The organism is Mycobacterium interjectum (genome assembly GCF_900078675.2).
GTDB classification, from domain to species: Bacteria; Actinomycetota; Actinomycetes; order Mycobacteriales; family Mycobacteriaceae; genus Mycobacterium; species Mycobacterium interjectum.
The window spans coordinates 1,573,242-1,599,469 of sequence record NZ_LT546237.1; the positions used below are offsets into that span (position 1 = coordinate 1,573,242).

The 26,228-nt window shown below is 66.8% G+C and carries 26 protein-coding genes and 2 pseudogenes; 10 read left to right on the forward strand and 18 right to left on the reverse strand.

Annotated elements, in window-relative coordinates; translation table 11 throughout:
- Window positions 1-4 precede the first annotated feature (4 nt).
- A pseudogene (locus BN4348_RS62465) lies at window positions 5-730 on the reverse strand (GGDEF domain-containing protein); the annotation flags it as partial.
- Window positions 731-1,009: 279 nt separating this feature from the next.
- Between BN4348_RS62465 and BN4348_RS41855 the strand changes: the two are divergent.
- Window positions 1,010-2,521, forward strand: a complete 1,512-nt coding sequence (locus tag BN4348_RS41855) for an FAD-dependent monooxygenase (protein ID WP_066912898.1) — start codon at window positions 1,010-1,012, stop codon at window positions 2,519-2,521.
- On the opposite strand, the gene BN4348_RS41860 is transcribed toward BN4348_RS41855, so the two are convergent.
- Together BN4348_RS41860 and BN4348_RS41865 are read right to left on the reverse strand one after the other, a co-directional pair.
- Window positions 2,488-2,769, reverse strand: coding sequence for a hypothetical protein (locus BN4348_RS41860; RefSeq protein WP_066912901.1), 282 nt, complete (start codon window positions 2,767-2,769; stop codon window positions 2,488-2,490). The genes BN4348_RS41855 and BN4348_RS41860 overlap by 34 nt on opposite strands.
- Window positions 2,766-3,461 carry a TetR/AcrR family transcriptional regulator gene (locus BN4348_RS41865; protein WP_328589007.1) on the reverse strand — a complete coding sequence of 232 codons (696 nt, stop codon included), beginning with the start codon at window positions 3,459-3,461 and terminating at the stop codon, window positions 2,766-2,768. Before BN4348_RS41865 ends, BN4348_RS41860 begins: the two co-directional genes overlap by 4 nt.
- A gap of 66 nt (window positions 3,462-3,527) precedes the next feature.
- Here BN4348_RS41865 and BN4348_RS41870 point away from each other — a divergent pair, with 66 nt between their 5' ends.
- Window positions 3,528-4,358, forward strand: coding sequence for an LLM class F420-dependent oxidoreductase (locus BN4348_RS41870; RefSeq protein ID WP_066912905.1), 831 nt, complete (start codon window positions 3,528-3,530; stop codon window positions 4,356-4,358).
- 15 nt (window positions 4,359-4,373) lie between these two features.
- Here the strand turns inward: BN4348_RS41870 and BN4348_RS41875 are convergent, their stop codons facing one another.
- A complete protein-coding gene (locus tag BN4348_RS41875; RefSeq protein ID WP_066912907.1) occupies window positions 4,374-4,556 on the reverse strand; it encodes a hypothetical protein in 183 nt (60 codons plus the stop codon).
- A gap of 112 nt (window positions 4,557-4,668) precedes the next feature.
- Between BN4348_RS41875 and zwf the strand changes: the two genes are divergently transcribed.
- Window positions 4,669-6,168 carry a glucose-6-phosphate dehydrogenase gene (zwf, locus tag BN4348_RS41880; RefSeq protein ID WP_066912909.1) on the forward strand — a complete coding sequence of 500 codons (1,500 nt, stop codon included), beginning with the start codon at window positions 4,669-4,671 and terminating at the stop codon, window positions 6,166-6,168.
- Here zwf and BN4348_RS41885 read toward each other — a convergent pair.
- Window positions 6,165-7,406 (reverse strand): esterase/lipase family protein, encoded by a 1,242-nt coding sequence (locus tag BN4348_RS41885; protein ID WP_066912911.1) that lies wholly within the window; start codon window positions 7,404-7,406, stop codon window positions 6,165-6,167. The two genes, zwf and BN4348_RS41885, sit on opposite strands and share 4 nt — an antisense overlap.
- Before the next feature lie 283 nt (window positions 7,407-7,689).
- On the opposite strand from BN4348_RS41885, the gene BN4348_RS41890 reads away from it, so the two are divergent.
- Both BN4348_RS41890 and BN4348_RS41895 read left to right on the forward strand, forming a co-directional pair.
- Complete coding sequence (locus tag BN4348_RS41890) at window positions 7,690-8,514, forward strand: PE family protein (protein WP_142308697.1); 825 nt, start codon at window positions 7,690-7,692, stop codon at window positions 8,512-8,514.
- 62 nt (window positions 8,515-8,576) lie between these two features.
- Complete coding sequence (locus BN4348_RS41895; protein WP_066912914.1) at window positions 8,577-9,482, forward strand: HpcH/HpaI aldolase/citrate lyase family protein; 906 nt, start codon at window positions 8,577-8,579, stop codon at window positions 9,480-9,482.
- Here BN4348_RS41895 and BN4348_RS41900 read toward each other — a convergent pair.
- On the reverse strand, window positions 9,479-10,054 hold the full coding sequence (locus tag BN4348_RS41900; RefSeq protein WP_066912971.1) for a Crp/Fnr family transcriptional regulator: 576 nt from the start codon (window positions 10,052-10,054) through the stop codon (window positions 9,479-9,481). The two genes, BN4348_RS41895 and BN4348_RS41900, sit on opposite strands and share 4 nt — an antisense overlap.
- 163 nt (window positions 10,055-10,217) lie before the next feature.
- On the opposite strand from BN4348_RS41900, the gene BN4348_RS41905 reads away from it, so the two are divergent.
- The gene (locus BN4348_RS41905; RefSeq protein WP_066912916.1) at window positions 10,218-11,453 is read left to right on the forward strand and encodes an osmoprotectant NAGGN system M42 family peptidase; all 1,236 of its coding nucleotides are present in this window, start codon (window positions 10,218-10,220) and stop codon (window positions 11,451-11,453) included.
- A gap of 11 nt (window positions 11,454-11,464) precedes the next feature.
- Here BN4348_RS41905 and BN4348_RS41910 read toward each other — a convergent pair.
- The 3 genes and pseudogenes from BN4348_RS41910 to BN4348_RS41920 form a co-directional block, all read right to left on the reverse strand.
- A pseudogene (locus tag BN4348_RS41910) lies at window positions 11,465-12,040 on the reverse strand (PE family protein); the annotation flags it as partial.
- A 118-nt stretch (window positions 12,041-12,158) separates the two neighbouring features.
- On the reverse strand, window positions 12,159-12,455 hold the full coding sequence (locus BN4348_RS41915; RefSeq protein WP_066912920.1) for a hypothetical protein: 297 nt from the start codon (window positions 12,453-12,455) through the stop codon (window positions 12,159-12,161).
- 43 nt (window positions 12,456-12,498) lie between these two features.
- On the reverse strand, window positions 12,499-15,261 hold the full coding sequence (locus tag BN4348_RS41920) for an AAA family ATPase (protein ID WP_066912922.1): 2,763 nt from the start codon (window positions 15,259-15,261) through the stop codon (window positions 12,499-12,501).
- Between the two features lie 347 nt (window positions 15,262-15,608).
- On the opposite strand from BN4348_RS41920, the gene BN4348_RS41925 reads away from it, so the two are divergent.
- Window positions 15,609-16,016 carry a limonene-1,2-epoxide hydrolase family protein gene (locus BN4348_RS41925; protein WP_235852721.1) on the forward strand — a complete coding sequence of 136 codons (408 nt, stop codon included), beginning with the start codon at window positions 15,609-15,611 and terminating at the stop codon, window positions 16,014-16,016.
- Here BN4348_RS41925 and BN4348_RS41930 read toward each other — a convergent pair.
- The gene (locus BN4348_RS41930) at window positions 16,013-17,218 is read right to left on the reverse strand and encodes an FAD-dependent oxidoreductase (RefSeq protein WP_084454158.1); all 1,206 of its coding nucleotides are present in this window, start codon (window positions 17,216-17,218) and stop codon (window positions 16,013-16,015) included. The two genes, BN4348_RS41925 and BN4348_RS41930, sit on opposite strands and share 4 nt — an antisense overlap.
- A gap of 296 nt (window positions 17,219-17,514) precedes the next feature.
- On the opposite strand from BN4348_RS41930, the gene BN4348_RS41935 reads away from it, so the two are divergent.
- Window positions 17,515-18,810 carry an FAD-dependent oxidoreductase gene (locus BN4348_RS41935; RefSeq protein WP_066912924.1) on the forward strand — a complete coding sequence of 432 codons (1,296 nt, stop codon included), beginning with the start codon at window positions 17,515-17,517 and terminating at the stop codon, window positions 18,808-18,810.
- A gap of 28 nt (window positions 18,811-18,838) precedes the next feature.
- Here the strand turns inward: BN4348_RS41935 and BN4348_RS41940 are convergent, their stop codons facing one another.
- From BN4348_RS41940 to BN4348_RS41950, 3 genes are all read right to left on the reverse strand, one after another.
- Window positions 18,839-19,927: a GGDEF domain-containing protein gene (locus BN4348_RS41940; protein ID WP_066912925.1), complete on the reverse strand. Its 1,089-nt coding sequence runs from the start codon at window positions 19,925-19,927 to the stop codon at window positions 18,839-18,841.
- Between the two features lie 226 nt (window positions 19,928-20,153).
- The gene (locus BN4348_RS41945) at window positions 20,154-20,630 is read right to left on the reverse strand and encodes an SRPBCC family protein (RefSeq protein ID WP_066912927.1); all 477 of its coding nucleotides are present in this window, start codon (window positions 20,628-20,630) and stop codon (window positions 20,154-20,156) included.
- Window positions 20,627-21,334, reverse strand: a complete 708-nt coding sequence (locus BN4348_RS41950) for a DUF899 domain-containing protein (RefSeq protein WP_066912928.1) — start codon at window positions 21,332-21,334, stop codon at window positions 20,627-20,629. Before BN4348_RS41950 ends, BN4348_RS41945 begins: the two co-directional genes overlap by 4 nt.
- A 102-nt stretch (window positions 21,335-21,436) precedes the next feature.
- On the opposite strand from BN4348_RS41950, the gene BN4348_RS41955 reads away from it, so the two are divergent.
- Window positions 21,437-21,667, forward strand: a complete 231-nt coding sequence (locus tag BN4348_RS41955) for a DUF167 domain-containing protein (protein WP_066912930.1) — start codon at window positions 21,437-21,439, stop codon at window positions 21,665-21,667.
- Between the two features lie 12 nt (window positions 21,668-21,679).
- Here BN4348_RS41955 and BN4348_RS60000 read toward each other — a convergent pair whose 3' ends face one another.
- Window positions 21,680-21,838 (reverse strand): Cif family virulence factor, encoded by a 159-nt coding sequence (locus tag BN4348_RS60000; protein ID WP_160040434.1) that lies wholly within the window; start codon window positions 21,836-21,838, stop codon window positions 21,680-21,682.
- 87 nt (window positions 21,839-21,925) lie between these two features.
- On the opposite strand from BN4348_RS60000, the gene BN4348_RS41960 reads away from it, so the two are divergent.
- Window positions 21,926-22,246: a hypothetical protein gene (locus BN4348_RS41960; protein WP_066912931.1), complete on the forward strand. Its 321-nt coding sequence runs from the start codon at window positions 21,926-21,928 to the stop codon at window positions 22,244-22,246.
- 283 nt (window positions 22,247-22,529) lie between these two features.
- Here BN4348_RS41960 and BN4348_RS41965 read toward each other — a convergent pair whose 3' ends face one another.
- The 4 genes from BN4348_RS41965 to BN4348_RS41980 all read right to left on the reverse strand — a co-directional run.
- Window positions 22,530-23,177 carry a maleylpyruvate isomerase family mycothiol-dependent enzyme gene (locus BN4348_RS41965; protein WP_066912933.1) on the reverse strand — a complete coding sequence of 216 codons (648 nt, stop codon included), beginning with the start codon at window positions 23,175-23,177 and terminating at the stop codon, window positions 22,530-22,532.
- Window positions 23,178-23,302: 125 nt separating this feature from the next.
- The gene (locus BN4348_RS41970) at window positions 23,303-23,869 is read right to left on the reverse strand and encodes an FKBP-type peptidyl-prolyl cis-trans isomerase (protein ID WP_066912935.1); all 567 of its coding nucleotides are present in this window, start codon (window positions 23,867-23,869) and stop codon (window positions 23,303-23,305) included.
- A 50-nt stretch (window positions 23,870-23,919) separates the two neighbouring features.
- On the reverse strand, window positions 23,920-25,095 hold the full coding sequence (locus tag BN4348_RS41975; RefSeq protein ID WP_066912937.1) for a serine hydrolase domain-containing protein: 1,176 nt from the start codon (window positions 25,093-25,095) through the stop codon (window positions 23,920-23,922).
- A partial coding sequence (locus BN4348_RS41980) for a biotin carboxylase (RefSeq protein WP_066912975.1) occupies window positions 25,092-26,228 on the reverse strand: 1,137 nt, incomplete at its 5' end. The genes BN4348_RS41980 and BN4348_RS41975, both read right to left, overlap by 4 nt.

Sequence of the window (26,228 nt, forward strand, 5' to 3'; positions counted from 1 at the left end):
GNGCCACTTTTCGCCACACGCCGGCGCGGCTGACCAGGTGCTCGTCTCCGGCGACGTGGCCGTCGGTGTCGTTGATCTGTTTGAAGTTGTCGATGTCGAGCGCGATGACCGTGACGGTGGCCGACGACGAACGGGCTCGTGCGAGCAGGTCGGCGGTGGCGATCTCCCAGCCGGCCCGGTTCAGCAGGCCCGTGAGCGGATCGGTGCAGGCCGCGGCGACCAGGCTCCGTGTCACCAACCCGAAGGACTCGGCGGCCCCGACGATCGCGACCACGAAGATCAGGTAATCGATATACAGCTTGCGCGTGGGCGCGAAGGCAAGCGCGACAACGCACGCCACGGTGAGCACGCCGACCAGCAGCACCCCGCGGCGCGGTGAGTAGAACGCGCGCAGGTACATCGCGAGGAACATCGGCGCGATCAGGCAGGCCAACTCGGCGCTGATCGCGATATGGAACGCCATCACGATGGGCGTGGCCACGATCGCCACCGCGGTCGCCGGCGCGGGTTTATCGGGCCGGACGGCCAGCCATACCAGCGCCGCCACCCCGAGGGCGATCGCGACAATGCCGCCGGTTGGGTTCCCGTACTTCAGTCCGCGGTGGATCGGGAAAAGCGTGAACACCACGCCGTAGGCGTAGAGGAACGTGGTGGTGCCCAGATAGATCCGGAGCAGCCGAACCTGGTGTGCGGCGTAAAAGCCGCTTCCCGAATCGGCGCGCAGCCGCAATTGCTGTCGGCGAGTGGCCCGACGGCCGAAGGGGCCTGCGAGGCGAAGACCCATCCCGTCACTCTCTGGTCAGATGCGGCTTTGCGGAAGAACCGCCAATTGTCATCTGAACGGTAATGGATGGGTCGAGCAATGTCCGCAAAAGAAGGGGACGGTTTTAATCCGTCCCACTTCAACATATTACGCACCCGGGGGCTTGCGGCAAGACCGGGGTCATGCCTCAAAATCGCTGGTCGAAGCGGAATCAAAGCGGAATCAGAGCGAAGCGGGGGTGGCGAAATGAGTGCGTTGTCATCGGCGGAGGAAAGCCACGCGGTGGTAATCGCCGGGGGAGGCCCGACCGGATTGATGTTGGCCGGCGAGCTGGCGCTGGCGGGGGTCGACGTCGCCATTGTCGAGCGGCGCGCCGGCCAGCAGTTGATCGGCGCGCGGGCGGGCGGATTGCATTCGCGCACCATCGAGGTCCTCGATCAGCGCGGAATCGCTGACCGGTTCCTCGCGGAGGGCCAGGTGGCGCAGGTCGCGGGGTTCGCCCAGATTCGATTGGATATCAGCGACTTTCCCACCCGCCACCCCTACGGGCTCGCGCTCTGGCAGACCCACATCGAGCGGATCCTGGCCGGTTGGGTCGACGAACTGGCGGTGCCGATCTATCGCGGACGCGAGGTGACCACCGTCGCCCAGGACGACAACGGCGTCGACGTGGCGCTGCCCGGCGGCCGGTTCCTGCGCGCCCGCTACGTCGTCGGGTGCGACGGCGGACGCAGCGCGGTCCGCAAGTCCGTCGGCATCGCCTTCCCGGGCTGGGATGCGACAACGAGCTACCTGCTCGCCGAGGTCGAAATGGCGGGTGACGGCGAGCCGGAATGGGGCATTCGCCACGACGCCCTGGGCGTCCATTCGCTCAGCACACCGGAGGATGGGGGACCGGTGCGGGTCATGGTGACCGAGCGGCAGGTCGGCGATACCGGCGAGCCCACCCTCCGCGAGCTGAGCGAGGCGCTCGTCACCGTATATGGAACCGATTACGGGATACACAGTCCCACTTGGATTTCGCGGTTCACCGACATGGCGCGACAGGCGGCGACCTATCGCGCGGGGCGGGTCCTGCTGGCCGGCGACGCCGCACACGTTCATCACCCGATAGGTGGGCAGGGCCTCAACACCGGCGTGCAGGACGCGGTAAACCTCGGCTGGAAGCTGGCCCAGGTGGTCAAGGGGATATCGCCCGACGGGCTGCTCGACAGCTACCACGCCGAACGGCACCCGGTAGGTGCCCGCGTGCTGCGCAACGCCATGGCACAAATGACGCTCCTGCGTCCGGATGAGCGCCTGAAGGCGTTGCGCGACAGCATGTCCGAGCTCCTCAGCATGGACGAGCCGCGGAGACGATTCGGTGCGATGATGTCGGGCCTGGACATCCATTACGACCTCGGCGAGGGGCACCCGCTGCTCGGGCGCCGCATGCCCGACGTGGAGGTGGTCACCGCCGACGGCCCGGCGCTGGTGTCCGGCTTGCTGCGCGACGCGCGGCCGGTGCTGCTCAACCTCGGCGAGGATGCTTGCGACGTCGACGCCTGGAAGGATCGGGTAAAATCGGTCGACGCGAAATACGTTGGAGCCTGGAATCTTCCGGCGCTGGGCAGGGTGACCGCGCCAACCGCCGTGCTGATCCGGCCCGACGGTTATGTCGCCTGGGCGGGGGAGCGAGGCCCCGTCGGGCTCGCCGACGCCCTCTCCGTGTGGTTCGGTGACGGTCAGCGGCGCCCGAACGCGCCGGGCCCGGCGTGAAAGAGCCCGATCAACAGCACCCCGAGCGCCGTCGCGCAGAACGGCCACAGTGGCTCGCGCCCCTGAAATGCGGCGTGCAGTGCCACGGCGGCGAGCACCAAACCGGCCCATCCCGCAACAACATTGGGGACGGGGCCACCGCCCCACGCGTTCGGGTAACGCTGCCTGGTGATGCCACGGACGAAATGCGGTATGGCGTTGCCGGCCAGCAGCCCGCCCAGGAATGCGAGCGCAAGAGTCGGGATCATGACTTCGGTTGGTCCTTCGAATCGCGCGTCAGCACGGGCATCAGCACGGCGTCCACGATGCGCGCGACCTCGGCGTCGTCGAGCGGCTGGCCGGTGACCAGGATGCGCGTGAAGACGAGCGCGGAAGCGATCTCGGATGCCAACTGGTGGTCCGCCCGGGCCGGCAGCTCCCCCCGCTCGATCGCACGCGCGACGAGCCCGCCGATGACCGATCGTTTGGCGCTCAAGACTTGACCCCGGACATGCTCGGCAAGCTCGCCGCTGTCGCGCATCGCGTTGAGCAGACCCAAAATCAACGCGCCATCTTGCGACGCGAGGCTGTCGCGCATCTGCATGATGGCTTGAGCCAGGTCGCCGCGGAGATCACCGGTATCCACTTCCGCGGTCGCTGCCGTGCCGTGTCGCGACAGCGCCGCCATCACCAACTCGGGCTTACCGGACCAGCGACGGTAGATCGTCGCCTTGCTGGCCCCCGCTCGGGACGCGACCGCATCGATGGTCAGCCGGTCGTATCCGGTGGCCGCCATCAACTCGAGGGCCGAATCCAGAATCGCGTCGGTGCGCGCTGCTCCCCGAACCACTCGGCCCTCCGATGAACGAAACAGTTTCGTACACTTATTCCGAAGATATGGGTGCCACGGCCGGCGGTCAAGGCGGGAAGGAACCGCGGCTTCGCTCAGTTTGTAGTGCACGTGTTGTAGTGCACGTGCCTGGCCGGAACGCCAAGATCGGCTTGCAGACAACGACGAGAGGCGAAGATGACCGACTCAGCCAGCGGGGTTAGGCCCAGCCACGTGAGGATCGGCGTTCAGCTGTGGCCCGGGGGGACGCCCGACTACCGGACGTGGCGACAGGCCGTGCTGCACGCCGAGGAACTCGGCGCCGACGCCATCTTCGGCTACGACCACTTCCACAAACCGTTCGTCGACATCGTGGACGGGGTCCCGCAGCTGCACGATGAACAGCCGGAAGTCAACAACTTCGAGGGCTGGACGGCCCTGGCGTCCTGGGGAGAGATCACCAGCCGAGCCGAGATCGGTCTGCTCGTCACCGGTATGCCCTACCGCAACCCCGACCTGGTCGCGGATATGGCGCGCACGGTCGACCACATCAGCGGAGGCCGCCTGATCCTCGGGCTGGGGGCGGGCTGGTACTGGAAAGACTTCACGGTCTACGGCTACGACTACGGCAGCGTGCGAACCAGGATGGACCAATTCGACGAAGGCTTGGCCCGCATCGAGCACCGGCTCGCCCACCTGACACCCGGTCCGGTGCGGCACATCCCGATCCTCATCGGCGGCGGCGGCGAGCGGCGGACCATTCCGATCGCGGCGCGCCACGCCGACATCTGGCACAGCTTCGAACCCATCGAGGAATTTCGTCGCAAGAACGAACTCCTCAAGCGGCTTTCCTCCGAGGCCGGACGCGACGAGGCCGCCATCGAACGGGGAGTGGGATGGACTGACGCCACCACCGCCGACGCCTTCGTCGACGTGGGGGTCACGCTGTTCACCACCGAGATCCACCCGGACGGCAACGGCTACGACTTCTCCGAACTGGAGACGATGCTCGCCTGGCGCGATCGATAGGCCCAGCCGGTAAAGCTAGTCCGGCGGCTCTTCCTCGGTGCCGCGGGTGGCGGCGTGTTCCCGCTCGCTGGGCTTGCCGGGAACGTCCTTCGCTTCCCGCTCGTTGGCGACCTTCTCGCCGAGCTCGTCGACGATGTCCTCCAGCTGCTGGGCATGACTCACGGGGTCTTGGTCGGGGTTTGTCATATCGCTTTCCATTGGACGTTCAGGGTCGGGCCGCGGTACCCGTCGCTATTCCATACCCAGCCGCGCGATGGGTAACCGCGCCACCGGGCTGCACACACGGCGCGGCGATGGAAGTATCGCAAGAGTGGCCACCAAGAAACCGCAAACGATCGCGTACCCGGCGCCGGAGAAACGCCAGCGCCGCCACCAATCCGAAGCGCTCGACCCCCACGTCATCGTCCTCTTCGGTGCGACGGGGGATCTGGCCAAACGCAAACTGATCCCCGGCCTGGCCTACCTGGACCAGTCCGAGCTTGCCCCCGATATCCAGATCGTCGCGACGTCGCTCGAAGACCTCAGCGACGACGAATTCCGCGAGCTCGCCAAGAACGCCATCGATTCGTTCGGCACGCACAAGCTCACCGACGAACAGTGGGCCAACTTCGCGAAGATCATCACCTACGTCCCCCAGAGCGCCGGGCCCGAAGCGCTCGCCGCCGCGGTCGCCGAGGCCGAGAACAATCTGGGGCCCAACGTATACCGACTGCATTACCTGTCGGTCCCTCCGAAGGCGGCGCGCGCCGTCATCACCATGCTGCGCGACGCGAAGCTCGTCGAGCGCTCGCGGGTGGTCATGGAGAAACCGTTCGGCACCGACCTGGCCAGCGCGGTGGCACTCAACGACTTCGTGCACGAAACGTTCGAGGAATCACAGATTTTCCGCATCGACCACTTCTTGGGCAAAGAGGCCGCCCAGAACATCCTGGCGTTCCGCTTCGCCAACGGGCTGTTCGAGCCGATCTGGAACCGCAACTTCATCGACCACATCCAGATCGACATTCCCGAGGCCCTGGGGCTGGATCAGCGGGCGAACTTCTACGAGGAGACGGGCGCCTACAAGGACATGGTCGTCACGCACCTGTTCCAGGTCATGGCGTTCGTGGTGATGGAGCCCCCGACCGCACTCGAGCCGTTCGCCATCAGCGAGGAAAAGAACAAGGTCTTCCGGTCGATGCTGCCGATCGAGCCGTCCGACGTGGTGCGCGGCCAGTACAGCGGGTACCACGACGAGAACGGGGTGGCCAAGGATTCCGACACCGAGACGTTCATCGCGCTCAAGGTCGGCATCGACAACTGGCGCTGGGCCGGCGTGCCGATCTATCTGCGCACCGGCAAGAAGATGGCCGAGGGCATCCGCATCATCTCGATCGCCTTCAAAGAGGCTCCGCGAACGATGTTTCCGCCCGGATCGGGGGTGGGGACCCAAGGCCCCGACCATCTCACGTTCGACCTCGCCGACAACTCGAAGGTGTCGCTGTCGTTCTACGGCAAGCGCCCGGGTCCCGGCATGAAGCTCGACAAGTTGTCCATGCAGTTCTCCTCGCAGGAGATCGACACCGTCGTCGATGTCCTGGAGGCCTATGAGCGGCTCATCCTCGACGCGATGCGGGGCGATCACACGCTGTTCAACACCGCGGAGGGCATCGAATCATTGTGGGAGCGTTCGGAGGATCTGCTCAACGATCCGCCCGCCGCCAAGATGTATCAGCCCGGCACGTGGGGGCCCAACGCGATTCATCAGTTGATCGCGCCCAACGCCTGGCGGCTGCCGTTCGAGCGGGAGTGGCGCGAAAAGAAGGACTAGCCGGACGACTCCTCCCGCGCGCGCGGCTGATCAAGCCACTGGCGCAATTTCGCGTAGATCTCGGCGTGGTTGAGCAGGTCGAAGTGGTGCAGGCCGGTGAGCGTCAGCCCGTGGTCCGGGTCGAACGGAATCCGGCGCGACTTGCCCTTCCCGGATGCGCTGTGGGGGCGCACCAGGCGGTCGCCCAGCACGGCCCCGACCGGCCGCGGGCCCGCGCTGGTCGCCACGAAGTGGTAGACCGCATGGGGCAGGAACGGCACCTCGTTGCAGCGGTCGCGCAGGAACTCGTCCGGGTCGCCGTCGCTCCAGTCCTCGTCGAGCAGGGCGCCGAACCGCAGATCCTTCGTGCCCACGCTGCGGGCATTGAGAAACGCGGCCAGGCCTTCGGTTTCGGGCAGCCGGGCGAGCGCCCAGGATGCGGCGTTGACGCCCTTCTCCAAATCGGCGCCCAGGTGCGGGGAACCGAGGCAGACGACGTGGCGAACGGAGTCGGGCCAGCCGTGCTGGTGCTGGGTTCCGTAGTGGCACGCGCTGCGCGCCACCAGGCCGCCCATCGAATGACCGATCAGCGCGATCTCCTCGACCGGAACCGGCCACAGCGCCCGCAGCCGATCGATCAGGGCGGCAAGGGATTTCCCGTTGTCGGAGATGTGCAGTCCCGTGTTGTAGCGCAGGTAGACCGGGGTGAATCCCAGCTCGCCGCGCAGGCGGGCGCCGTACGGGCTCGCCTCCTCGCCGTCGCGCGGCCGTCGCCACCACGACCGTTCGGTCATGCACCAGCCGTGCACGAACACCGCGATCCGCCCGGTGGCTTGCGGAAACGCCTCCGCGATGTCGGTCGCACTCATAGCGACGGGTTTGCCGTGGCGGCGTAGCTGCATGGTCAGCGCGAAGCCGTTTCCGCGGTCGGTCAGCTCATCGCCGTAGATCCCGTTGAGCGCGGCGATGAAGCCCGCGACCCGGGGATCTGACTCGACGGTCTCGTCGTCGTCGCTGCCGCGCACCTCGGCCGCCAATTCACCGGCACCGCGCAACGCGGCCCTGAGTGCGCCGTCGACGGCGCGGTAGGTCGCGGCGGCGGTCGCGTTGTGCACGACCTCCACGGGTTTCGACACGGGGCCGATGGAACCGAAGACCCGCCGCGCGATGCCGCTGTGCGTGTCGCGCACCAGGCTCGTGAGCACACCGGTGCCCTCGCCGGCCAGGTCGGCGAGTGACCGGATCTCCTGTCGCTGCATGAGCTGCTCCTTTCTGTTCCCATCCAGGGTTCCCGCTCGGGGCCCGCCTTAGCCCGCGGCGAACGAGATCGTGGAGCGCCGGGCGGTCGACGCCGTCGACGACCGTTATAAAGCGACCTTTACAAACCGAGAAAGCTCGTTTTCGAAAAATTGACAGCAAATTTTGACATAGTCCAGTTTGTAATCCGCAGTGCGCAACTCGACGCCGGCCGACACGGCCAATGAATTCACGCCAATTCGGCTCCTAATCGATCACCGGTTGTTACGATTTGGCGATCGCCAAATGTCTCGGCGCATGTTTCGCGGCTATTCGGTGGAGGGCGGGGTTATGTCGTTGCTGAGCATCGCACCGGAGCTGGTGTCAGCGGCCGGCGGAAACCTGGAGAACCTGGGCGTTGCATTGCGCACTGCGGCCGCGGCGGCGGCTGGTCAGACGACCGCGATCGCGGCGCCGGGCGCCGATGAGGTTTCGGCGGCGGTCACTGCACTTTTTGGTGCGCGGGGTCAAGAATTTCAGGCGCTCAGCGCCAAGGCGGCGGCCTTTCACGACGAGTTCGTGAACCTGTTGAATGGCGGGGCCGCGCAATATGTGAGTACCGAAGTCGCCAATGCCCGGCAAACGGTGATGAGCCCGCTGAATACGACGGGCGTTGGCGCGGCCGCCGCCAGCCCGGCTCAAACGTTTAGCCAGAATTTCGGCCCGTTGCAGGTTGCGATAAGCGGGGGCGCTGGAGGTGTGGCCGAATCCGTGATCCTGAACGGTCCGCTTGGCCAAGTGGGGTCGTTGTCGCTGAGTGGGATCCCGTTCGTTGCGCCCGGCGGCTCGGGCATCGGGTTGGCGGTGAACGGAACCGGGACGATCAACACCCCGTTGGGCCCGCTGACGTGGCTGTCGGCGACCGGGAGCGAGTACGCCGGACCCGGCGGCTTCGGGGTAAGCCTAGGTGGGCTCACGCCAGTCGGCTACCAGGCAATTTCCGTGACCGGAACCGCTTTGGGCCAGATCACCGGCGGGTCGTTCACCACCTTCGGTTTGGAGTTCTTCTTCCAAGGAACCCAGGTCGGCGTTATCCCGCAGTCCGCGAACCTCCCGCCCTTGATTTTCTAGCCGGACCCACCCCCTGACATTCCGGCTCGGCCACGCCGATCGGCGCCGCCTACCCTTGCCGCGTGGAACTTGAACGCGAAGAGGCGACGGCACCGGCGTTGCGCCCGCGCAGATCGGCCCTTTACCTGCCCGGCAACAACTCCCGGGCGCTGGAGAAGGGCAAGACCCTGCCGGCGGACGTGTTGATCTTCGACCTCGAGGATGCCGTTGGACCGGATGCCAAGGCCGATTCGCGGGCGAAGGTGTGCGACGCGATCTCGTCGGAGAGCTACCAGCCTCGCGAGGTCGTGGTCCGCATCAACGGCCTCGACACCGACTGGCACGACGACGATTTGGCCGCCGTGGCCGCCTCGGTCGCCGACGGCGTGCTGGTGCCCAAGGTCGAGACAGGCGAACAGGTCCAAGCGTTGGCCGCGGCCCTCGACACGCTCGGCGCGCCGGATTCGCTGCGGCTGTGGGTGATGATCGAGACGCCCCGCGCCTTCCTGAGGGCGGAAGAGATCGCGTCGGCCAGCGATCGCTTGGCCGCATTCGTGGTGGGCACCAACGATCTCGTGAACGATCTGCACGCACTGCACGTCCCCGGACGCACGCCGGCGCTGACGGCGTTGTCGCTGGCGGTGTTGGGCGCGAGGGCGGCCGGAAAGGTCGTTCTGGACGGCGTTTTCAACGACATCACCGACGAAGACGGCTTCCGCGCCGAGGCCCGACAAGGTCGCGAGCTGGGGTTCGACGGCAAGACCCTCATCCACCCGTCCCAAATCGTTCCGGCCAACGACCAGTTCGGCCCGTCGCAAAAGGAGCTGGCCGACGCCCGCAAGATCGTCTCGGCCTACGATCAGGCCCGGGCGGCGGGAAACAGCGTCATCACGGTCGACGGCCGGATGATCGAGAGCTTGCACGTGCGCGACGCCCAGCGGACCCTCGCCCTCGCCGCGCTCATCTCAGAGCGCGAATCCGCTTGCTAGCGCCCAGCGATCCACTGGGTGAGCGCGTCCTCGAGCGCCGCCGAAACACTCACCCCGGCGCCGGTGGCCGCCTCCTCGAAACGTTCGACCAGGTCCGCCGGGACCGAGCCGTTTACCCCGCAGCGGTCCTGTTTTGGCTTCCCCTGCGCGCGGACCACCGGCTCGTGTCGGGCGACGGTCGCGTCCATCGTCTCGCGCAGGGCGGGCATCTCCTTGAGCAGGCGGGCGAGCTCGTCGCGTTCGATCCGGAGCACCTCCGAGGGCCCCGTCGTCGTCACCGTCGCAGAACGGAGTTGCCCGCGGCGGAGCACAGATTCGCCGATCACCTCGCCCGGGCCTAACACGGCGATGCGGTCCTGGCCGACGTACACCCCGGCCTCCCCGCTGAGCATGATGTAGCAGGCATCCGAGGGAGTCTGCTCCTGAATCAGCGGCCACGGCTTGGACCGCGCGATGCGGTGTGCCGCTTCGACGAGACGCCGCAACTCACCGTCGGAGAATTTGTCGAATGCGTTGAATTCACGTAGCCGGCGGACGTCTTCTTCCTGGTGTCCTTCCGCATCTACTTTCATAGCGGGCTCCTCATGCGCGATGTAAACCCGGACATCGAGGAGCCTAACGTGAATTTGCAGCAATGACGGGGAAAGTATTTTCGCGGATTCCGCCTGCCAGCCGGCCGGGTCCCACCACCCGGTAGGTTGAACGCGAATCCGGACGACACCGAAAGGAGACACCGTGCGCCAAACCGCGGCCATGGCTGAGGCCGACCGCGCGTGGATGATCGACACCCTGCTCGCGCTGCTGCAGACCCCGAGCCCCGCGGGGCGCACGGACGCTGTGATGCAGCTGATCGGTGACATCTTCGACGACTTTGGCGTGCCGTTCACCCTGACCCGCCGCGGTGCGCTGACCGCCGAACTGCCGGGGGAGTCCGCGACCACCGACCGGGCGCTGGCGGTTCACGCGGACACCATCGGCTGCATGGTGCGCAGCCTCAAGGACAACGGCCGCCTCGAGTTGGTTCCCGTCGGCACCTTCTCGGCCCGGTTCGCCACGGGCGCCCGCGTACGAATCTTCAGCGACGACCCCGACGAGTTCATCACCGGCACCGTCCTGCCGCTCAAGTCCAGCGGGCACGCGTTCGGCGACGAGATCGACACCCAACCCACGGACTGGAAACACGTCGAGGTCCGCGTCGACCGCAAGGTCTCCTCGCGGGAAGACCTGGTGCGCCTGGGCCTGAACGTCGGTGACTTCGTCGCGTTGATCGCCAGCCCCGAACTCACCGCCGACGGCTTCATCGTCTCCCGCCACCTCGACGGGAAGGCAGGGGTCGCAATCGCGCTCGCACTGGCCAAGAACTTTTCGGAGCACAAGGTGGTGCTGCCGCACCGCACCACGATCATGATCACCATCACCGAGGAGGTCGGGCACGGCGCCAGCCACGGCCTGCCCGCGGACGTCGCGGAGCTGGTCTCGGTGGACAACGCGGTGTGCGCGCCCGGCCAGCACTCCATCGAGGACGGCGTGACCATCCCGATGGCCGACATGCACGGCCCCTTCGACTACCACCTGACCCGCAGGCTGTGCCGGCTCGCCGAGGAGCAATCGATTCCCTTCGTGCGCGACGTGTTTCGCTACTACCGCTCCGACGCCGCCGCGGCGATCGAGGCGGGCGCGGGCACCAGGGCCGCGCTGGTCGGCTTCGGGGTCGACGGCAGCCACGGGTGGGAGCGCACCCACATCGACTCGCTGGAGGCGGTGTACAACCTGCTGCACTGCTGGCTGGGCACCCCGCTGACGTTCGCGAAGTGGGACGCCAAGCCGTCGGGCAGCCTGCGAGACTTCCCGTCGTCCAAGCAGCCCGCGCCGACCGAGCAGTGGGTGCCGTTGGCCCGCGGCGAGCACGCCGAGCCCGGCGACGCGTCGCCGGGCTCGCACTGGCCGCCGTCGGAGGGCCCTCAAGCCTGACGCGGACCGCNGCCGTTGCCACCCCGCCCGGGGTTGCCGCCCATGTCCGGGCCGCCACCGGTTCCACCCCTCCCGCCTATACCGCCGAACAGGCCGCCAGCGCCCCCGTTGCCGCCCGGTCGGCCGGCAGTGCCGGACCCACCGTTTCCGCCGTTGCCCAACAACCATCCGGCGTCCCCGCCGTTTTGCCCGGAGAATTGGGCCCCGTTGCCGCCGTTGCCGACCAGCGGCCGCCCGGTCAGCAGCAGGGTGGGCTCGTTAATGGCGGCGAGCACATCCTGCTCAAGAGTCTGCAGCGGGTTGGCGTTGGCGGCCTCGGCAAGCGCGTACTGTGTCGCGCCGCCGTTGAGCAGCTGGACGAACTGCTGATGGAACGAGGCCGCCTGCGCGCTGAGCGCTTGGTAGGTCTGCCCGTACTCGCCGAACAACGCCGACACCGCGGCCGAGACCTCGTCGGCCCCGGCGGCCAGGATGCCCGTCGTAGGGGAGGCCGCAGCTCCATGTGCGGCGTCGAGCGTGGCGCCAAGGTTTTCCAGATCCGTAGCCGCTGACGTCATCGTCTCCGGAACCGCTACCAAAAAAGACATCGTGACCCCTTCCGCTACGCAACCGGCGCGAGCGCGAGATGTATCGAGCGCGTGGGTTAATCGTCGGGGTCGAGCCAGAGCGGCGAATCAGGGAAATCCCTACACTTGCGGTCGCCCCTCAGCCGTCCTGACCGCTCCACCAGCCAACAGCGGCGCTGATCCGCTCCGGGGGAGCGCCCGCGCCGTCGCAGATCTCGGCGACAATCTCGGCCGACGGGGCCGCAAACACGCCGAACGCGTAGTCGTCCGAGGGAATGGCAACCGCCATCAGCAATCGGACCCGGCCACCGCGAGCCGAGGCCGATGCGGCCCGGTCGTTGAGCCGCCGGGCGGTTTCGCCGATCCAGTGCGCGGGCGCGTGCGGGCCATACCACTCGACAAGAAACGACTCTGTCCCCGCTTCGACGATCGCCACCGTTGCCACGCTATTGCCGCCGGCGATCGCTTACATCAGGGGTTTACCTACTCATATCGTTTTCCAATTTCCATGCCTGCAGCGCTTGGTACAGCTCAGCGCGGGACCGGATGTTGAGTTTGCGGTAGATCCGGCTGAGGTTAACCTCCACAGTCTTGGCGCTGATGAACAGGGCCGCGGCGATGTCGCGGTTGATCATGCCCGAGGCGGCCAGCTCGGCGACGCGTTCCTCGGTTTCGGTCAACCCATGGTCGCGGCGTCGTCCTAAGATGCCCCGTGCCAGTTCGGCTTCGGCACGCTCGGCCCACACCGTGGTGCCGAGCCGCCGAAAGGTTTGCGCGGCCTCTTGCAAAGTCGTGGCGGCGGCGTCTCGGCGGCGCTGGCGACGTTGCAGCTGACCGAGCAACAGCTGGGTGCGGGCACGCTCGAACGGCATAGGCAGGCGTTCATGCTCGGCGACCGCCAGCTCGGCCGTCGTCACGGCGGCACTGATGTCGCCGCGCCCGGCTTGCAGCATGGCGCGACAGCGCATCCCGATGGCCAGCGTCCACGCGCGGTCAAGCCGACGGCCGTTGCGCTCAAACGCGTCGACCAACGGCTCGGCATCGTCCAGACGCCCGAGACCGACCATCGCCTCCACGGCGTCGGGAACGAAAGACGAAGAAATGATCTCGCTGACGTCGGGGAGTGCCTGCACCATGGGCAACACCGGTTCAAGCGCGCCGAGGACCGCCGGATAGTCACCGCATGACACCTCGACAAACCCGGCCAACATCGCGGGCCACTCGACCAACCGCGTTGAGCCGCAACGTTGGCCGGCTTCAATCGCCTCGCCTAGGTCGGCACGAGCGTCATCCAGGCGGCCGACGTAGGCGGCGACCGCGGCCCGAAGGGTGCGAGCGATAAACAATGGGAAGTCACCGCCCAGCTGGGATGCCCGCTCCGTCGTTGCGTCGGCGGTGATCGCTGCGTCGTCCAATCTGCCAAGCCAGATGTCCACCAAGGTGAGATGGAAGGCGACGAAGATCAGCTCACCTTCCTCGCCGATGGCGAGACATTGCCGAGCCTGCTCTGCGAGCTCATTTCGGGCTCGCGCAAGCTCACCCGTCCACGCACGCAAGAGCGTCAGCTGCACATGAGGCCGCAACGCCAACGGAATCCGCGCGCTTCGATCCTCCATTTCGACTACGCGGTGCAAGGCGGGCTCGTCGAATCCCTGCCCGCCCATGAAATCCAACACGGCCCGCATTCCGAGGGCGGCGCTGAGGAGATCTCCAGCGCCAAGGCTCTCGGCATCGCTCACGGCTTGTTGCACACGCTCATAGGCCTGCTGGGCCCGGCCGGCGTTGAGCAGAGCGAACGACAAGCTGACGAGGATGCGCGCCCGCAGTCCGACGTCAGCGGCGCTATCCCTTACTCCAGCTTCCAACAACTCCGCCGCCTCGAGGAAACTGTCGTCGTAGAGGCGGACCAACCCCAGCTGGTGCAATGCCTGTGCACGGACTGGACCCGCCCGAAGCGTCGCGACAACCGGATCGAGAATCTCTCGTGCCCGGCCCGGGTCACCCGCATCGAAATAGTACGCAGCACAACGAATCTTCCGATCCGAGTCGTCCGCGCCCAGGCTAAAGGCAAGTTCAAGCAGTTCCGCAGCAGCGACCGGCGCTCCTCTGTCGCGGGCGATATCGGCGGCGGCGTCGATGGCGGCAATGGTCTCTGGCTGTCCGGAGGTGTCTGCCAACGCGAGGTGGCGGGCGCGCAACTCCGGTTCGGTGACCAGTTGGGCCAGTCGCCGGTGCATTTCGCGGCGGCGCCGGGGCGATGCCGCAGTGTAAACGCCGTGCGCCAGAATCGGGTGAGTGAATCGGAGTTGGTTTCCGTCGATAGCCACCACCGCTTGGCTTTCGGCCTCAGCGAGCGACTGCACCACCTGATCCGGCGTCGAATCGGTCGCCCGCGCCACCACCGGCACGGTGGGATCGGGAAGGCTGGCCATGGCAAGCAAAACGTCGTCGGCACCGACGCGGCCGATCCTGGAGCGGACCAGGTTGTTGAGGCTGCTGGGCAGGCTCAAACGAGAGGGACGGCCCTCGGTCCCGAGTTCCCGAGTCAACTCCAACGCGAAAAAGGGATTCCCGTCGGTGATTTCGTGAATGCGCAGCAATGTGGGGCGGGCAACCGATCGGCCCATCCGACGCGACAAGACCTGATGCAGCTCGCCAACGCTCAACGGCCGCAACCCGATTCGCCGCACGGCGTCCGGGCTCGGCAGTTGCAGCCGCGCCGCCTCCCCCCCGCTGCGGGTCGTGCACACCAGGGCCACTCCGGCCGGCAGCCTGCGTGCCGCATACGACACAACGTTGGCACTGGACCTATCCACCCATTGCAAGTCATCGATCGCGATCACCACCGGGTTTCCGGCGGCGAGCCGCCCGATGACGGTCACAAACGCCGCCGCCACCGCTCGGGGATCGACGTTGTGGGCCTCGCCTTGGTAACGCAACAGCGCGCCATCCAGGGCCTGCTGCTGCGGTATCGGCAGGTCCGCCAGGGCCGAATCGTCCACTTCGGCGAGCAGATCCGCCAACACCGTGTACGCCAGCACCGACTCGGCCGCGGCGGCGCGGCAACTCAGTGCGCGAAACCCGCGCGCGCGAGCCCGGTCCAGCGCATCCAACCACAGCGTCGTCTTACCGATGCCCGGCTCACCCTCGATGACCAGAGCGCACGGCTGGCGGGGTGCGGCATCGAGAAAATCCGCGACTGCTTGCACTTCGGCTTGCCGCCCGACGACCTGCTCCGCCATGTAGCGAACCCGCCTAGCCGTCCGACGAGTACGCGCGCGAGAGCGGAGTCTTGTCTGTTGGATGCAGCCCGCCACCTGTCCGGGATCTCAACCCGACGGCCATCACGAGACGATTATCCCTTAGGCGGGCAAAGACAGCAGGCCGAATTTCAAGCCGCAGCTGACTTGCCAATGCCGGTGCCAGCCCCGTCCACAGGGGGAGTGGTGGGGCCGTTACCGAAGCCAGCGGGCCGGATAGTGTCGACGCGCGAGCATTAAATCAATTGGTTTATTTAGGCACCGGGCGAATGTGACAGGAGAGCGACATGCCAGACGGCGTGGCCAACAAAAGCGAAACCGAACAGGTGGTGCTCGACTTCATCCACGCGGCTCACGGCCAGCACATGAACATCGACGCGATGACGGCGTTAATGGCGGAGGACTTTGCCTGGCAGCTGCACGTGCCGCTCTCACCGGTGGTCGTCGGACGCGACGCCGCGCGCACCGAGCTGGAGAAGCACAACAGCCTTTCCACCGGCATGATCGACGGAAGCGAAATTCGCGCGATTGTGTCGAGCGGTGACACCGTGGTCGTCGAACGAATCGACGTCAACGCCATGAATGGCGTCACCGTGAAGTTCTTCGTCACAGCCATTTTCGAGGTCCGCGACGGTGTGATCACGCACTGGCGTGAGTATTGGGACACAAGCCACGTGGCGCGACAACTCGGTATCGAGCCGGCGCACATGTTCGATCCGCTGGCCGGAAACCCCTAGCCGGCGTGTACGTCCGGGGTGCGGACATGCTCGGGACGGAAACCGCGCCCGACGATGATCGGCGGAAGGAACTGCAACGGACCGCGACCGACGAATTTGGGAATGGGGATGGGGGACAGGTCACCGGTCAGATTGGGTTCGACCGCCCGGTTCTGGATGAAGACCTGACCGGCCTGGATGATTCGAGTGGGTAGCTCGCGGCGTTTCTGAACCTTGGCGAGGTCGGCATCGGTCAGCCGGTTTTCACGAAGTGGGCCGCACAGAACATTCGCCGCGGCGACCGCATCGGCGACCGCGAGGTTGATGCCGACCCCGCCGGCCGGCGACATGGCGTGCGCGGCGTCGCCGATGCACAGCAGGCCGGTGCGCCACCACTTCTCGAGCCGGTCCACCCGCACGTCGAGGTGGCTGGTGTCGTCCCAGGAGTGCAGGTCGTTGACGTGTTCGCGCAGCTGCGGTCGCGCGGCGACCAGACGCTCTTTGAACGCCTCCAGCGACCCCTCACGCGGGTCGGTTCCCTTCGGCATGAGATGGGCGACCTGCCAGTAGTCACCCCGGTAGATCATCGCCATGAGCATCCCCCTGCGGATGACCCCGAACAGCTCCTGGGGGTCGCCGGGACGCCATTTCAGCCGGAACCACAAGACGTCCATCGGGGAATGCGCGGCGGCGATGGTCAGGCCCGCGGCGTCGCGCACGGCAGACTTGCGTCCATCGGCGCCGAGCACCAGCTCGGCGCGCACCTCGAGGTCGGGCGTGCGTACCCCGGCGACGCGCTCGCCGTCGAAGATCACGTCTTTGACTTCGGCGTTGCGGATCAAAGTGAATTCCGGGTAGGCGCTTGCCTTTTCGGCCAGGAAGTCCAGGAAGTCCCACTGCGGCATCAACGCGATGTAGGGCTGTCGAAAGCCCAGCCGTTTGAGCATGCTGAAGTTGCCGAAGGTGCGAAGTGAGCCGTCGGTATCGAAGGCGACACGGGTGATCTTGGTGTGGGGCAGGCGCAAGAACTCGTCGATGAACCCGAGCTCGTCCATGATCCGCAGCGTGCTCGGATGCACCGTGTCGCCGCGGAAATCGCGCAGGAAGTCGTTGTGCTTCTCCAGCACGACAACCTGGACGCCGGCACGGGCGAGCAGAAGAGCGTGAACGAGCCCGGCGGGACCGCCGCCGGCTACACAGACCTGGGTTCGCAGAACGGTCATGCGCTGACCCTACCCGCCGACGGTGGTGACCTCGCCCGCCGCCGCGCGGCATCTCTAAGAACGGCGGGGGTCTCGGTGCGCCCCGCCGTCCCGCGCCGTGCCCACCGCCTCGAGGCGGCTGTTGCGCTGAATCACATTGCGGGCAAATTAATTTCGCCGCGCGTGGCTGCGGGCCTCGCCGCGCGGCCTTCCAGGTGGCCGTGCACAACCTAAACGTTATCTAAGAACCTCTTACTATGTCCTTAATATTCGGCTAAGGTCGAGTTCGAGGCTGGTCGAACGATTGTGGGAGCGGAATGAAGCGATTCGACGTCGTCGTTGTAGGCGCGCGGTGCGCCGGCTCACCGCTGGCCACGATGCTCGCGCGGAGGGGCTTGAGCGTCTGTCTGGTCGACCGCGCCCGGTTTCCGTCGGACACCCCCTCGACCCACATCATTCAGCCGTCGGGCGTGCAGGTGCTGGACCGGCTGGGCGTGCTGGAGGCGGTGCTGGCCGCCGGGGCGGTACCGCTCGATCGCATGACGATGGTGATCGACGATGCGGTGCGGATCGAGGCCACGGCCGACCCCGCGATCACGACCCCCCGCGGCGTGTGCGTTCGGCGAGTGACGCTGGACGCGTTGCTGGTCGACGCAGCGGCTGCGGCGGGCGCCGACGTTCGCACGGGCTTGCGCGTCACAAACCTGCGCACCGAGGACGGGCGCGTCACCGGTGTGGACACGGCCGCCGGCCCGATCGATGGACGGTTGGTGGTCGGGGCCGACGGCCGGCATTCGACGATCGCCACGCTGGCCGGTGCCCGCGAATATCACGTCGCAGCTCCCGGAAAGATGTTTGCCTGGGCCTATTTCGAGGATGTGCGCGACCGGGAAGGACACGCGCGCCTCGGTCGCCGCGGGGATCTGGCCTTCCTCGCCGGGCCCACCGATGGTGACCTCTATATGGCCGCGATCGGGATCGATATGGCGAAACAAGTCGAGTTCCACGCCAATCGAGACGCCAACTTCACCGCCGGCCTACGGGCGTGGCCCGAACTTGCGGAGGTAATCGGAGACGGTCGACGCGTCGGCCCCATCCGGGTGCTGACAAATTGGCACGGCTACTTCCGAGAGGCGGCCGGGCGCGGATGGGTGCTCGTCGGCGACGCCGGCCACTTCAAGGATCCATCGCCGGGGCAGGGGATCGGCGACGCGTTTCGCCAGGCGTGTCGGCTGGCCCGCTCCATCGAGGACGGGCTGGGCGACACCAGTCCCGACGAGGCGATGCGGCGGTGGTGGCAGTGGCGCGACGACGATGCTTATGAGATGCATTGGCTCGCACATGATTTCGGTATGCCAGGCGCTTCGACACCGCTCAACACGCGCTTGATGAAGGAGGTCGCCGCCGATCCCGCAGCGACAAGCATGCTTCTCGGTGTGCTCAACCATGACGTCCGCCCATCACAGTTGTTCACGACCCGACTGGTCGTCCGGGCCGCGGCGCGCGCGCTGCGCGACAGGCCCGACCGGCTTGTCTCGACGCTCAAGGAGATCGTCAGCGCGGGTAAGCGGAACGCGCTCCGTTCCCGACAGAGGCGGCTTGCCCCGGCGTGAACTCCGCGACCAGCCAAGGCGCCACCCGTCAGGACGTCGGCGCCGCCGCCGGCGATCGGTGGTGCCGCGCCTGGTTTCCGCCGCATCGCTTGGCTTCGTACATGGCGGTGTCGGCGTCGGCGACCAGCTGGCGAAATGCCCGTTCGACGTCATCGCATCCCACGCTGCGCAACGGCAGGGTGGCGGTTCCCACGCTGGCCGTCACCTGGGCGGGGATCGCCGCAACGGCATGACAGAGCCGATGACCCCACCCGTGCGGCGGTTGCGTCGTGACGACGTCCGCGATCAGGAATTCCTCCCCGCCGACCCGACCGATGACCGCGGTGTCCAGGCAGGCGGCCGTGAGCGCCCGGGCGGCCGCGACGAGCGCCTTGTCGCCGGCCGCATGCCCTTGGCTGTCGTTGACCGCTTTGAAGCGGTCCAGGTCAACCATGGCGACGGACAGAAACATGTGATCTCCGGCGGCGAGCATCCGCCCGATGATGGCGCGGTCGCAGGCGCGCCGATTCAATAGGCCGGTCAGCGGGTCGCGATTGGCGCGCAATAAATCCACGCCCAGCGCCCGCACGACGATTTGGATGGCGAATGGCACTATCACGTTGAGTTCAAGCACGAGAAAGTAACCGGTGAAGGCCAGCGTCGCCTCGCCGGCGAAGACCAGGCGCACCACTTCGACGGCCCCCACCGCGCCGGCCAGGAAGAAGTTCAGAGCCATATATCGGCCGGTGTGAAAAAACGCGACGTAGCCACCCGGAACGGCTAAAGCCGAGCACGCCATCAGCGCGACGATCGGCTCGGTCTGCCAGAGGCAGCCGGCGGCCACGCTCGCGCTGCCGGTCATCGCGAAAACGATCGATTGACGCCGCGTGGGCCACCGGGACAACCACACCATCGCCATGCCCAGCCCGACCAGGCCGGCCAGCATGGAGACGGTCAGCGCCACACGCGGGTAAAACGGGGTCTGGCCCCACAGGACGTTGACCGGCCACAACGCCAGCGACGCGGACACCCCCGCCAGGACGCGGCGGGTGTTGGCGCTCAGACCGTGGGCTTGCAGGTAGCCGGTCAGCCAGTCGAAGTGGTCGGGCTGCCGCCACCACGCCGCCAACCACCTCATTGTTGCCTTCCCAACGGGTATCCGGCGGCCGCACGGCGCCGGCTTTGGGTCATCGAGATTTACCAAACTAAACCCGGATCGCCCGCCGAATCCGACGAATGCTTCTATTCGACCAGAGGAATGCTTCGGGCGAACAATTTGGAATGCAAGTCTGATGTACGAAGCGCACTTTTCGGTGGACCGAATATGTGCCGTGCCGCATTCGTTCGCGGGTTGAACCGGAGGATCAGTGCGCGATCGACCGCTCGAGGGCCGCCAGCGATTGCGCCAGGTAGTCCGGACCGAAGATGGGCATCGTGCCCACTTGGTCGCGGAAATCCTGCGGCGTGCCGCTCCAGTCATAGGTGAGGGTGACGTCGGTGCGGTCCCCGTTCGGGGCGAGGTCGTAGCGCCAGAACCAGCCGCCGGGGCGGTGGTTGCCCGCGTCGTCGAGCTGGCCGGGCATCCACCCGATCGCACGGTCCTTCTCGAACACGTTCACCAGGTTGTGGACGACGTAGTCACCACCGGCCCGGGTCAGGAACATGTTCATCGCGAACGTCCGTCCGGCGCCGGTGATCGGTGCGACGTCCACCGCGTCACGAACCCAGTCGGTGGGTTCGGTGTTGCAGTGGTGGGAGGGGTCCGCCAGGACGGCGAAGATCTGCGTCGGCGTCGCTTCGATAGTGCGGGTGGCGACGTAGCGTTCGGCGGTGGCCGTCATGAGTTGGCCTCTTTCTCCGTGGGCCCGTAGGCGGCTGCGATGTCGGGGGAGTCGAGCCACCCCGAGTATGTCGGGCGGGAGGGCCAACCCTCAGGGGAGTCGAGCCATTCCTCCTGCCGGCCCCACGGCAAAATGTCGATCAGCCCGAACGAATGGCTGAGCTGCTCGGTGCCTCGCCCGTTCGTGTGCCACGTGCGGTACACGGTGTCGCCGTCGCGCAGGAACACGTTGACCCCGAACCCCCCGCCGGGAGGCGCGTCCATGTCGGCGCCGAACGTGCTCTGCGCCGACGAGTACCACTCCATCCGGTTGCCGACCTTTCGCTTGTAGGCGAGTGCCTCCTCGATCGGTCCGTTGGTCACGATGACGAATCGGGCGTCGTAGTTGTCGAGGAACTCCAGCCGAGTGAACTGAGACGTGAAACCCGTGCACCCACCGCACTGCCACTCAGCGCCGTCCGACCACATGTGGTGGTAGACGATGAGCTGCGACCGGCCGGCGAAGACATCCACCAGGCGGACCGGTCCATTGGCGCCGATCAGGGTGTAGTCGGGCAACTCGACCATCGGAAGCCGCCGGCGCTGGGCCGCGATCGCGTCCAGTTCGCGGGTCGCGGCCTTCTCGCGCTTGCGCAGTTCGTCGAGCGCGGCGCGCCACGTCGAGCGGTCGACGACGGGGGGCAGGGCTTCGTTGTCCACGGGCATGGGATCCACCTTTGCGATCAATTTCTTGGCTCTTAAAGGTCTGACTCGTGGCGTACCCCAAACTCATCGGTACGGCATTCGGACGGCGGTAGCCTTCGCGGCATGAACGACTCCGTCGTCGTCAAGGTCAAGCCCGGCAGCCGCAAGGGGCCCCTCGTCGAGGTCGGTCCTGACGGTGAGCTGACGATCTATGTCCGCGAGCGCGCGGTCGACGGCAAGGCTAACGACGCGGTCGCCCGGTTATTGGCAGCCCATCTCGAATTGCCGCCAAGCAGGGTCGAATTGATTTCGGGCGCGGCGTCGCGGCTCAAACGTTTCCGGGTTGGCCGTTGAGCGATCGTCGGGCTACGCGCTTACCGCGGGTTCGATGTCCAACGACACCACGTCGGTCGCGTAGATCGACATCGCCGCATCAAGGTCGTGGGCCCGAAGGGCGCCGGCCAGCTCGTCAATGAGCCGGCGAATCTCGGCTTCGTCAGTCGCGGGGTCGGTTTCAGTCGTCACGGACTCGACGGTAGCCGCGCCGGACCTCTTGACCTGTACGGCCGGGATCGGTTCGATGATCCATATGCCGCCAGGGGGAGGCTTGCAATGAGGACGTTCGTTCGCCGTCTTGTTCCCGCTGTCATGGCGGCGTTGGCATCGATGGCCGCCGTGACGATCACGATTCCGCCGGTGAGCAAGGCCGACTGCGCGGACGGCGAGTGGTGGGACCCGACGGGCAAGGTCTGCCGACCGCTCGGTGTCGGGCCACAACCCTTGGCGTGCGACGCGGGGCAGTGGTGGGACCCCACGGCCAATGTGTGCCGCCCGCTGGGTGTCGGGCCGCAACCGCTGGCATGCGACAACGGCTGGTGGTGGGATCCGGGCGCCAACGTATGCCGTCCGCCGCTGGTACCGCCGGCGAGCTAGCCCCGACGGTGACTTCCGCAAGGTCGCGCAGTAGACGCTGGCGTTCCTTCGCCACGCATAGTAAGCTCATAGCAAATAGTGAACGTATTCGTCTATAATCTCCAGAACGAAGGCGCCATGTACACCGCACCATCGCCTTTCGACGACCCGACTACGCCGATTGACGCTCAAGCATTGCGAGCATGGTGGGCGCGCCAGCGACGTGAGGCGCAAGCGATGCAGCGACGCAAGCCAGAGCGCGTCGCGTTCATCCGTCAGAGATTGTGATGGCCACCCCTGCTGTTCAGCGGGCAGAGCATCGGGCGCGCAGCTCGGGGACGCCGGGACCGGCGAGATCGTCGCAGTAGGCAACGCGCCCGGCCATCGCCATCGTCAGCGCCAGGGTCGTACCGCTGACGAGCGGGCCGGCGCCGGTCGCAAAGGAACTGTCCGTCGCCTCCAACCGCAGACCATTGATCGCACTCCGGCTGGCTACTGTGAAGTCCCGCCGAGCATAGAAGCCCGCTAGTGGGGTGACGGCGCCCACCGGGGGTGTGCGGACCAGTCGGAGGGGCCGCCGAATGTCCTGAGCGTGCACGATGACCTCACCCAGCCACGCGGTGGTCGGTCCCAGTGGCGCGGTGGTGCTGGAGATGACGCGCCGGAATCGCTCGAGCGTCTCGGCGGGTGTTCCGCCTCGGTGCTCGGCCAGACGCCGGTCGTTATGCAGGTCGAAGTCGAATCGTGCCCCCAGGGCACTGGTGATCCAGCGCAGGGGGCCGGTGCTCGCGGCCGCCGTCAGGTGGGCAACCACCTCCTCGATAACCCACCGTCCACACAATGACGGCTGCGCCCACTGCGCATCGTCGAGACCGGCGAGGTCCTCCGCGAGCGCGGCGCGCTCAGCATGGACCGCCGACCAGACAGCGTCGCGGCTGGCTCCTTCGATCATGCGAGCCTCCTATACACGGCCGAGATGACGTCGGTTTAGACCTGCGCCAGCGGTCAAAGTCACCGGAAGACCGGCACACCCGTGTGCGAGGAGTCACCCGTTGCTGGGTCCGTGCTACTGACGCGTCAGCTCGAGGCGCTCAGGATCTTGATCGCGAAGACGAGCGTGTCGCCCGGCCGGATGCCGGCGCTGGGCTGGCCGTCGGGATAGCCGTCCGCGGATGTCATCGCGACGGCGACCGTGGACCCGACCTTTTGTCCCGCAATGGCCTTCTGGAACCCGGGCACCACCCCGCCGAGCGGGAAGTCAACCGGAGCGCCCCGGTCGTAGCTGCTGTCGAACACCGACCCGTCACGTCCGTTTACTCCCATGTAGCAGACGGAAACCTTCGCGGTGCCCGGGACCATCGGTCCGTCTCCGGCGTGCAGCGTATGCACTTGGGTCTGGGTCACGCTGAAGGGCGCCGTCACGGTCACCCGAGGTGCCGTCGTGTCCGTGGACCCGGTGACCGCGACGCTGCCCGTGGTTCCGGCCAACGTCCAGTCGGGCGTTCCGCCGGCGGGGGGTGCGGCGGTGGGACAGGAGCCGGCGGCGGTGGCCGTGCCCGATCCGGCGATCGGCAGAACGACAGCCGCGACACAGGCCGCCAACGCGGCGGTGTAAGACACCGGGGAAGATTTCACGGCCGTCACGCTACAGACAGCCACGGAGGTCGTTCGTGGTGCCCTACCGCGCCCTCGGACTAGCTGGTGATTCCTGCCAGTTCGTGTGCCACCGCATCGAACGCGCGCAGCGTGTCCAGCATGTGCGGCTCGTGGGAATGCGGCTGGCTGGACAACTTGGCGGCGACCATCTCGGTCGCGCGGTTGATGTAGGTCATCTGACCACACATGCCCAGGCACAACGCCACGGTGTTGCCCGGGTAGGGAAGCCACACCTGGTTGCGGTACATCCCGCCGGGCAATTCGGTGTCCTCGGGGCAGGCGGCGAAAGCCTGACGCGAGTCGGGGTCGCCGTCGAGGGTGTCGGCGATCCACTCGGCCGGCACCACTTGCCGGCCGGTGAGCGAGACACCTTCGCGCAAGAACAACGAGCCGAACCGGATCATGTCGGTAAGGCACGCGTTGATGCCGCCGTCGAAAAATCCGGTGCCGACCGGGTCTACACCGATGGTGGCGTCGCATTGGGCGCCGATTCGGCTCCACAGTAGTTCCGACATCAGTTCGGGCATCCGCCGGCCGCCGGCGACCTCGCAGATCCAGCCGAGTACATCCGTTTCGCACGAACGATATTCGAACGGGCCGCCGTGCACAGACTTCTGCCGCAAGGTCAGCAGGAAGTCGCGCAGGGTGGCAGGTGCGTCCGGGCTACGCCTGGGCGCCCAGCCCATCGCCTGGTCGAGGAGATGTATCTCCGCGGACGGGTCGTCGTAGTTTTCCGAGAAGGCGATGCCTGACCTCATGTCCAGCAGGTGGCGTACCGTCGCACCGTCGTAGCCGGAATTCGCAAGGGCGGGAACGTATTTCGTGACCGGCGCCTCGAGATTGATCGCACCCGCCCCGTGCAGCGCGCCGACCACGGCACCCACCAGCGACTTGCTCACCGAGAACAGCAGGTGCCGGGTGTCGGCTTTGAGGGCGCCGAGGTACTCCTCGGCCACCATCGACCCGCGATGGGCGACGGCCCACCCCTCGGTAGCGGTGGCGGCCATCACCGCGCCGACGCTGCTGGCCATCCCGTCGGTGTTGGTCACCGGGATGTCCGCGAGGGGAGCGGGGGCCGGGGGTAGCGCCGCGACCGGGCCGGTCCCTCGCGAGATCCGCGCGGTCGGCACCACGTCTTCGACATGCTGGAACGACCAGTGCGAGTACGGCGGTGACAGCCAGTTGTCCAGTGAGATGCCGGCGGGGGCGCTCACGCGCGCGCGACGAGCCGAGAGACGATCGGCGCGGCGGGCGTCAGGGGCGTTGAGACGAACTTCGCCTTCATGCCCTTGACCCAGCGCTGGCAGCGGTCGCTGAGCTGATAGTCGTCGGTCTGCAGGTGTGAGCGGGTGACGAGCACGCCGAGCTGGGCGCCCTCGGAGCGCAAGTCGCCGGGCGCCGCGACGCGCAGGTAAAAGGCCTCGGACCCGTCGAGCAGCGTGGCCCAGTCGTTGGCGGTCCGCGAAAAGGAGACCCGCCCATCGTCGTCGAGGCGCCATACCCCGGTGCGTGGCGTCGCGGTGAAGATCTCCAGATCCGGCGACGTCTCCGTGATGATCACCTGGCCCCAGACCTCGTCCTCGCCGTAGCCGCGCTCCCAGCGCGCGTTGATGTCGTCGATGTCGAGCTCGTAGTCCACGTCCATGTACTCGAGCAGATGAAAGAGGAACAGCGGCATGTCGGCGTAGGCCTCGGTGGTCAAGTTTGTCATCGGGCTGGCGCCGGACAGGCGCGGATTCACCTCGCCGAGGTAAAGCTCGTCGGAGTCGAGGTCGTGCAGCAGGTCCACCTCGAAGTAGCCGAGGTAACCCTCGCGGCGCATGACGTCGCCCAGCTTTGTCACCATTTCTCGCGCGGCGTGCGTCTGGGCGGGCGGCAGCACCTCGTGCCAGATGTCATTGCCACACCAGCTGCCCCGGCTCGGAGTCAGCTCCGAATAACCGACGAGGCTCGTCATCGCGGGGCCGACCACGGTGCCATGGCGGGTCACGGCGCCCTCGAGGCACACCTCGACATTGCGGATCCGCTTCATAACCTTGAGCTCCTGGCCGACCAGTTCGCCGGCGTTCTTGTCCCAGTCGCCCTGCCCGTGCACAAAGAACGTCCCGCTGCCTGCGTTGCCGTAGGCGATCGAGATGACGAGGTCATCTCCCAATCCGGCGTTTTGCGCGAGCGCCAGAAGTTCGTCGTAGGAGCCGGCCCGCCCGATCGTGTTGGGCACGCTAGGTATCCCCGCCTCGTCGGCCAGGCGCGTCATGACGATCTTGGAGCCCAGGCGATTGCGCAGCTCGATCGGCGGGGGCGTGACCCACAGAACCCCCCGTCTCGCGCGGCCCCGGGTTTTCTC

What these genes read in the sequence shown, in the direction of transcription:
- BN4348_RS41855 (WP_066912898.1), top strand. Translation starts at nt 1,010, where the DNA reads ATGAGTGCGTTGTCATCGGCGGAGGAAAGCCACGCGGTGGTAATCGCC.
- BN4348_RS41860 (WP_066912901.1), bottom strand. Translation starts at nt 2,769, where the DNA reads ATGATCCCGACTCTTGCGCTCGCATTCCTGGGCGGGCTGCTGGCCGGC.
- BN4348_RS41870 (WP_066912905.1), top strand. Translation starts at nt 3,528, where the DNA reads ATGACCGACTCAGCCAGCGGGGTTAGGCCCAGCCACGTGAGGATCGGC.
- BN4348_RS41875 (WP_066912907.1), bottom strand. Translation starts at nt 4,556, where the DNA reads ATGGAAAGCGATATGACAAACCCCGACCAAGACCCCGTGAGTCATGCC.
- BN4348_RS41885 (WP_066912911.1), bottom strand. Translation starts at nt 7,406, where the DNA reads ATGCAGCGACAGGAGATCCGGTCACTCGCCGACCTGGCCGGCGAGGGC.
- BN4348_RS41890 (WP_142308697.1), top strand. Translation starts at nt 7,690, where the DNA reads ATGTCTCGGCGCATGTTTCGCGGCTATTCGGTGGAGGGCGGGGTTATG.
- BN4348_RS41900 (WP_066912971.1), bottom strand. Translation starts at nt 10,054, where the DNA reads ATGAAAGTAGATGCGGAAGGACACCAGGAAGAAGACGTCCGCCGGCTA.
- BN4348_RS41920 (WP_066912922.1), bottom strand. Translation starts at nt 15,261, where the DNA reads ATGGCGGAGCAGGTCGTCGGGCGGCAAGCCGAAGTGCAAGCAGTCGCG.
- BN4348_RS41930 (WP_084454158.1), bottom strand. Translation starts at nt 17,218, where the DNA reads ATGACCGTTCTGCGAACCCAGGTCTGTGTAGCCGGCGGCGGTCCCGCC.
- BN4348_RS41935 (WP_066912924.1), top strand. Translation starts at nt 17,515, where the DNA reads ATGAAGCGATTCGACGTCGTCGTTGTAGGCGCGCGGTGCGCCGGCTCA.
- BN4348_RS41940 (WP_066912925.1), bottom strand. Translation starts at nt 19,927, where the DNA reads ATGAGGTGGTTGGCGGCGTGGTGGCGGCAGCCCGACCACTTCGACTGG.
- BN4348_RS41945 (WP_066912927.1), bottom strand. Translation starts at nt 20,630, where the DNA reads ATGACGGCCACCGCCGAACGCTACGTCGCCACCCGCACTATCGAAGCG.
- BN4348_RS41950 (WP_066912928.1), bottom strand. Translation starts at nt 21,334, where the DNA reads ATGCCCGTGGACAACGAAGCCCTGCCCCCCGTCGTCGACCGCTCGACG.
- BN4348_RS41955 (WP_066912930.1), top strand. Translation starts at nt 21,437, where the DNA reads ATGAACGACTCCGTCGTCGTCAAGGTCAAGCCCGGCAGCCGCAAGGGG.
- BN4348_RS41960 (WP_066912931.1), top strand. Translation starts at nt 21,926, where the DNA reads ATGAGGACGTTCGTTCGCCGTCTTGTTCCCGCTGTCATGGCGGCGTTG.
- BN4348_RS41965 (WP_066912933.1), bottom strand. Translation starts at nt 23,177, where the DNA reads ATGATCGAAGGAGCCAGCCGCGACGCTGTCTGGTCGGCGGTCCATGCT.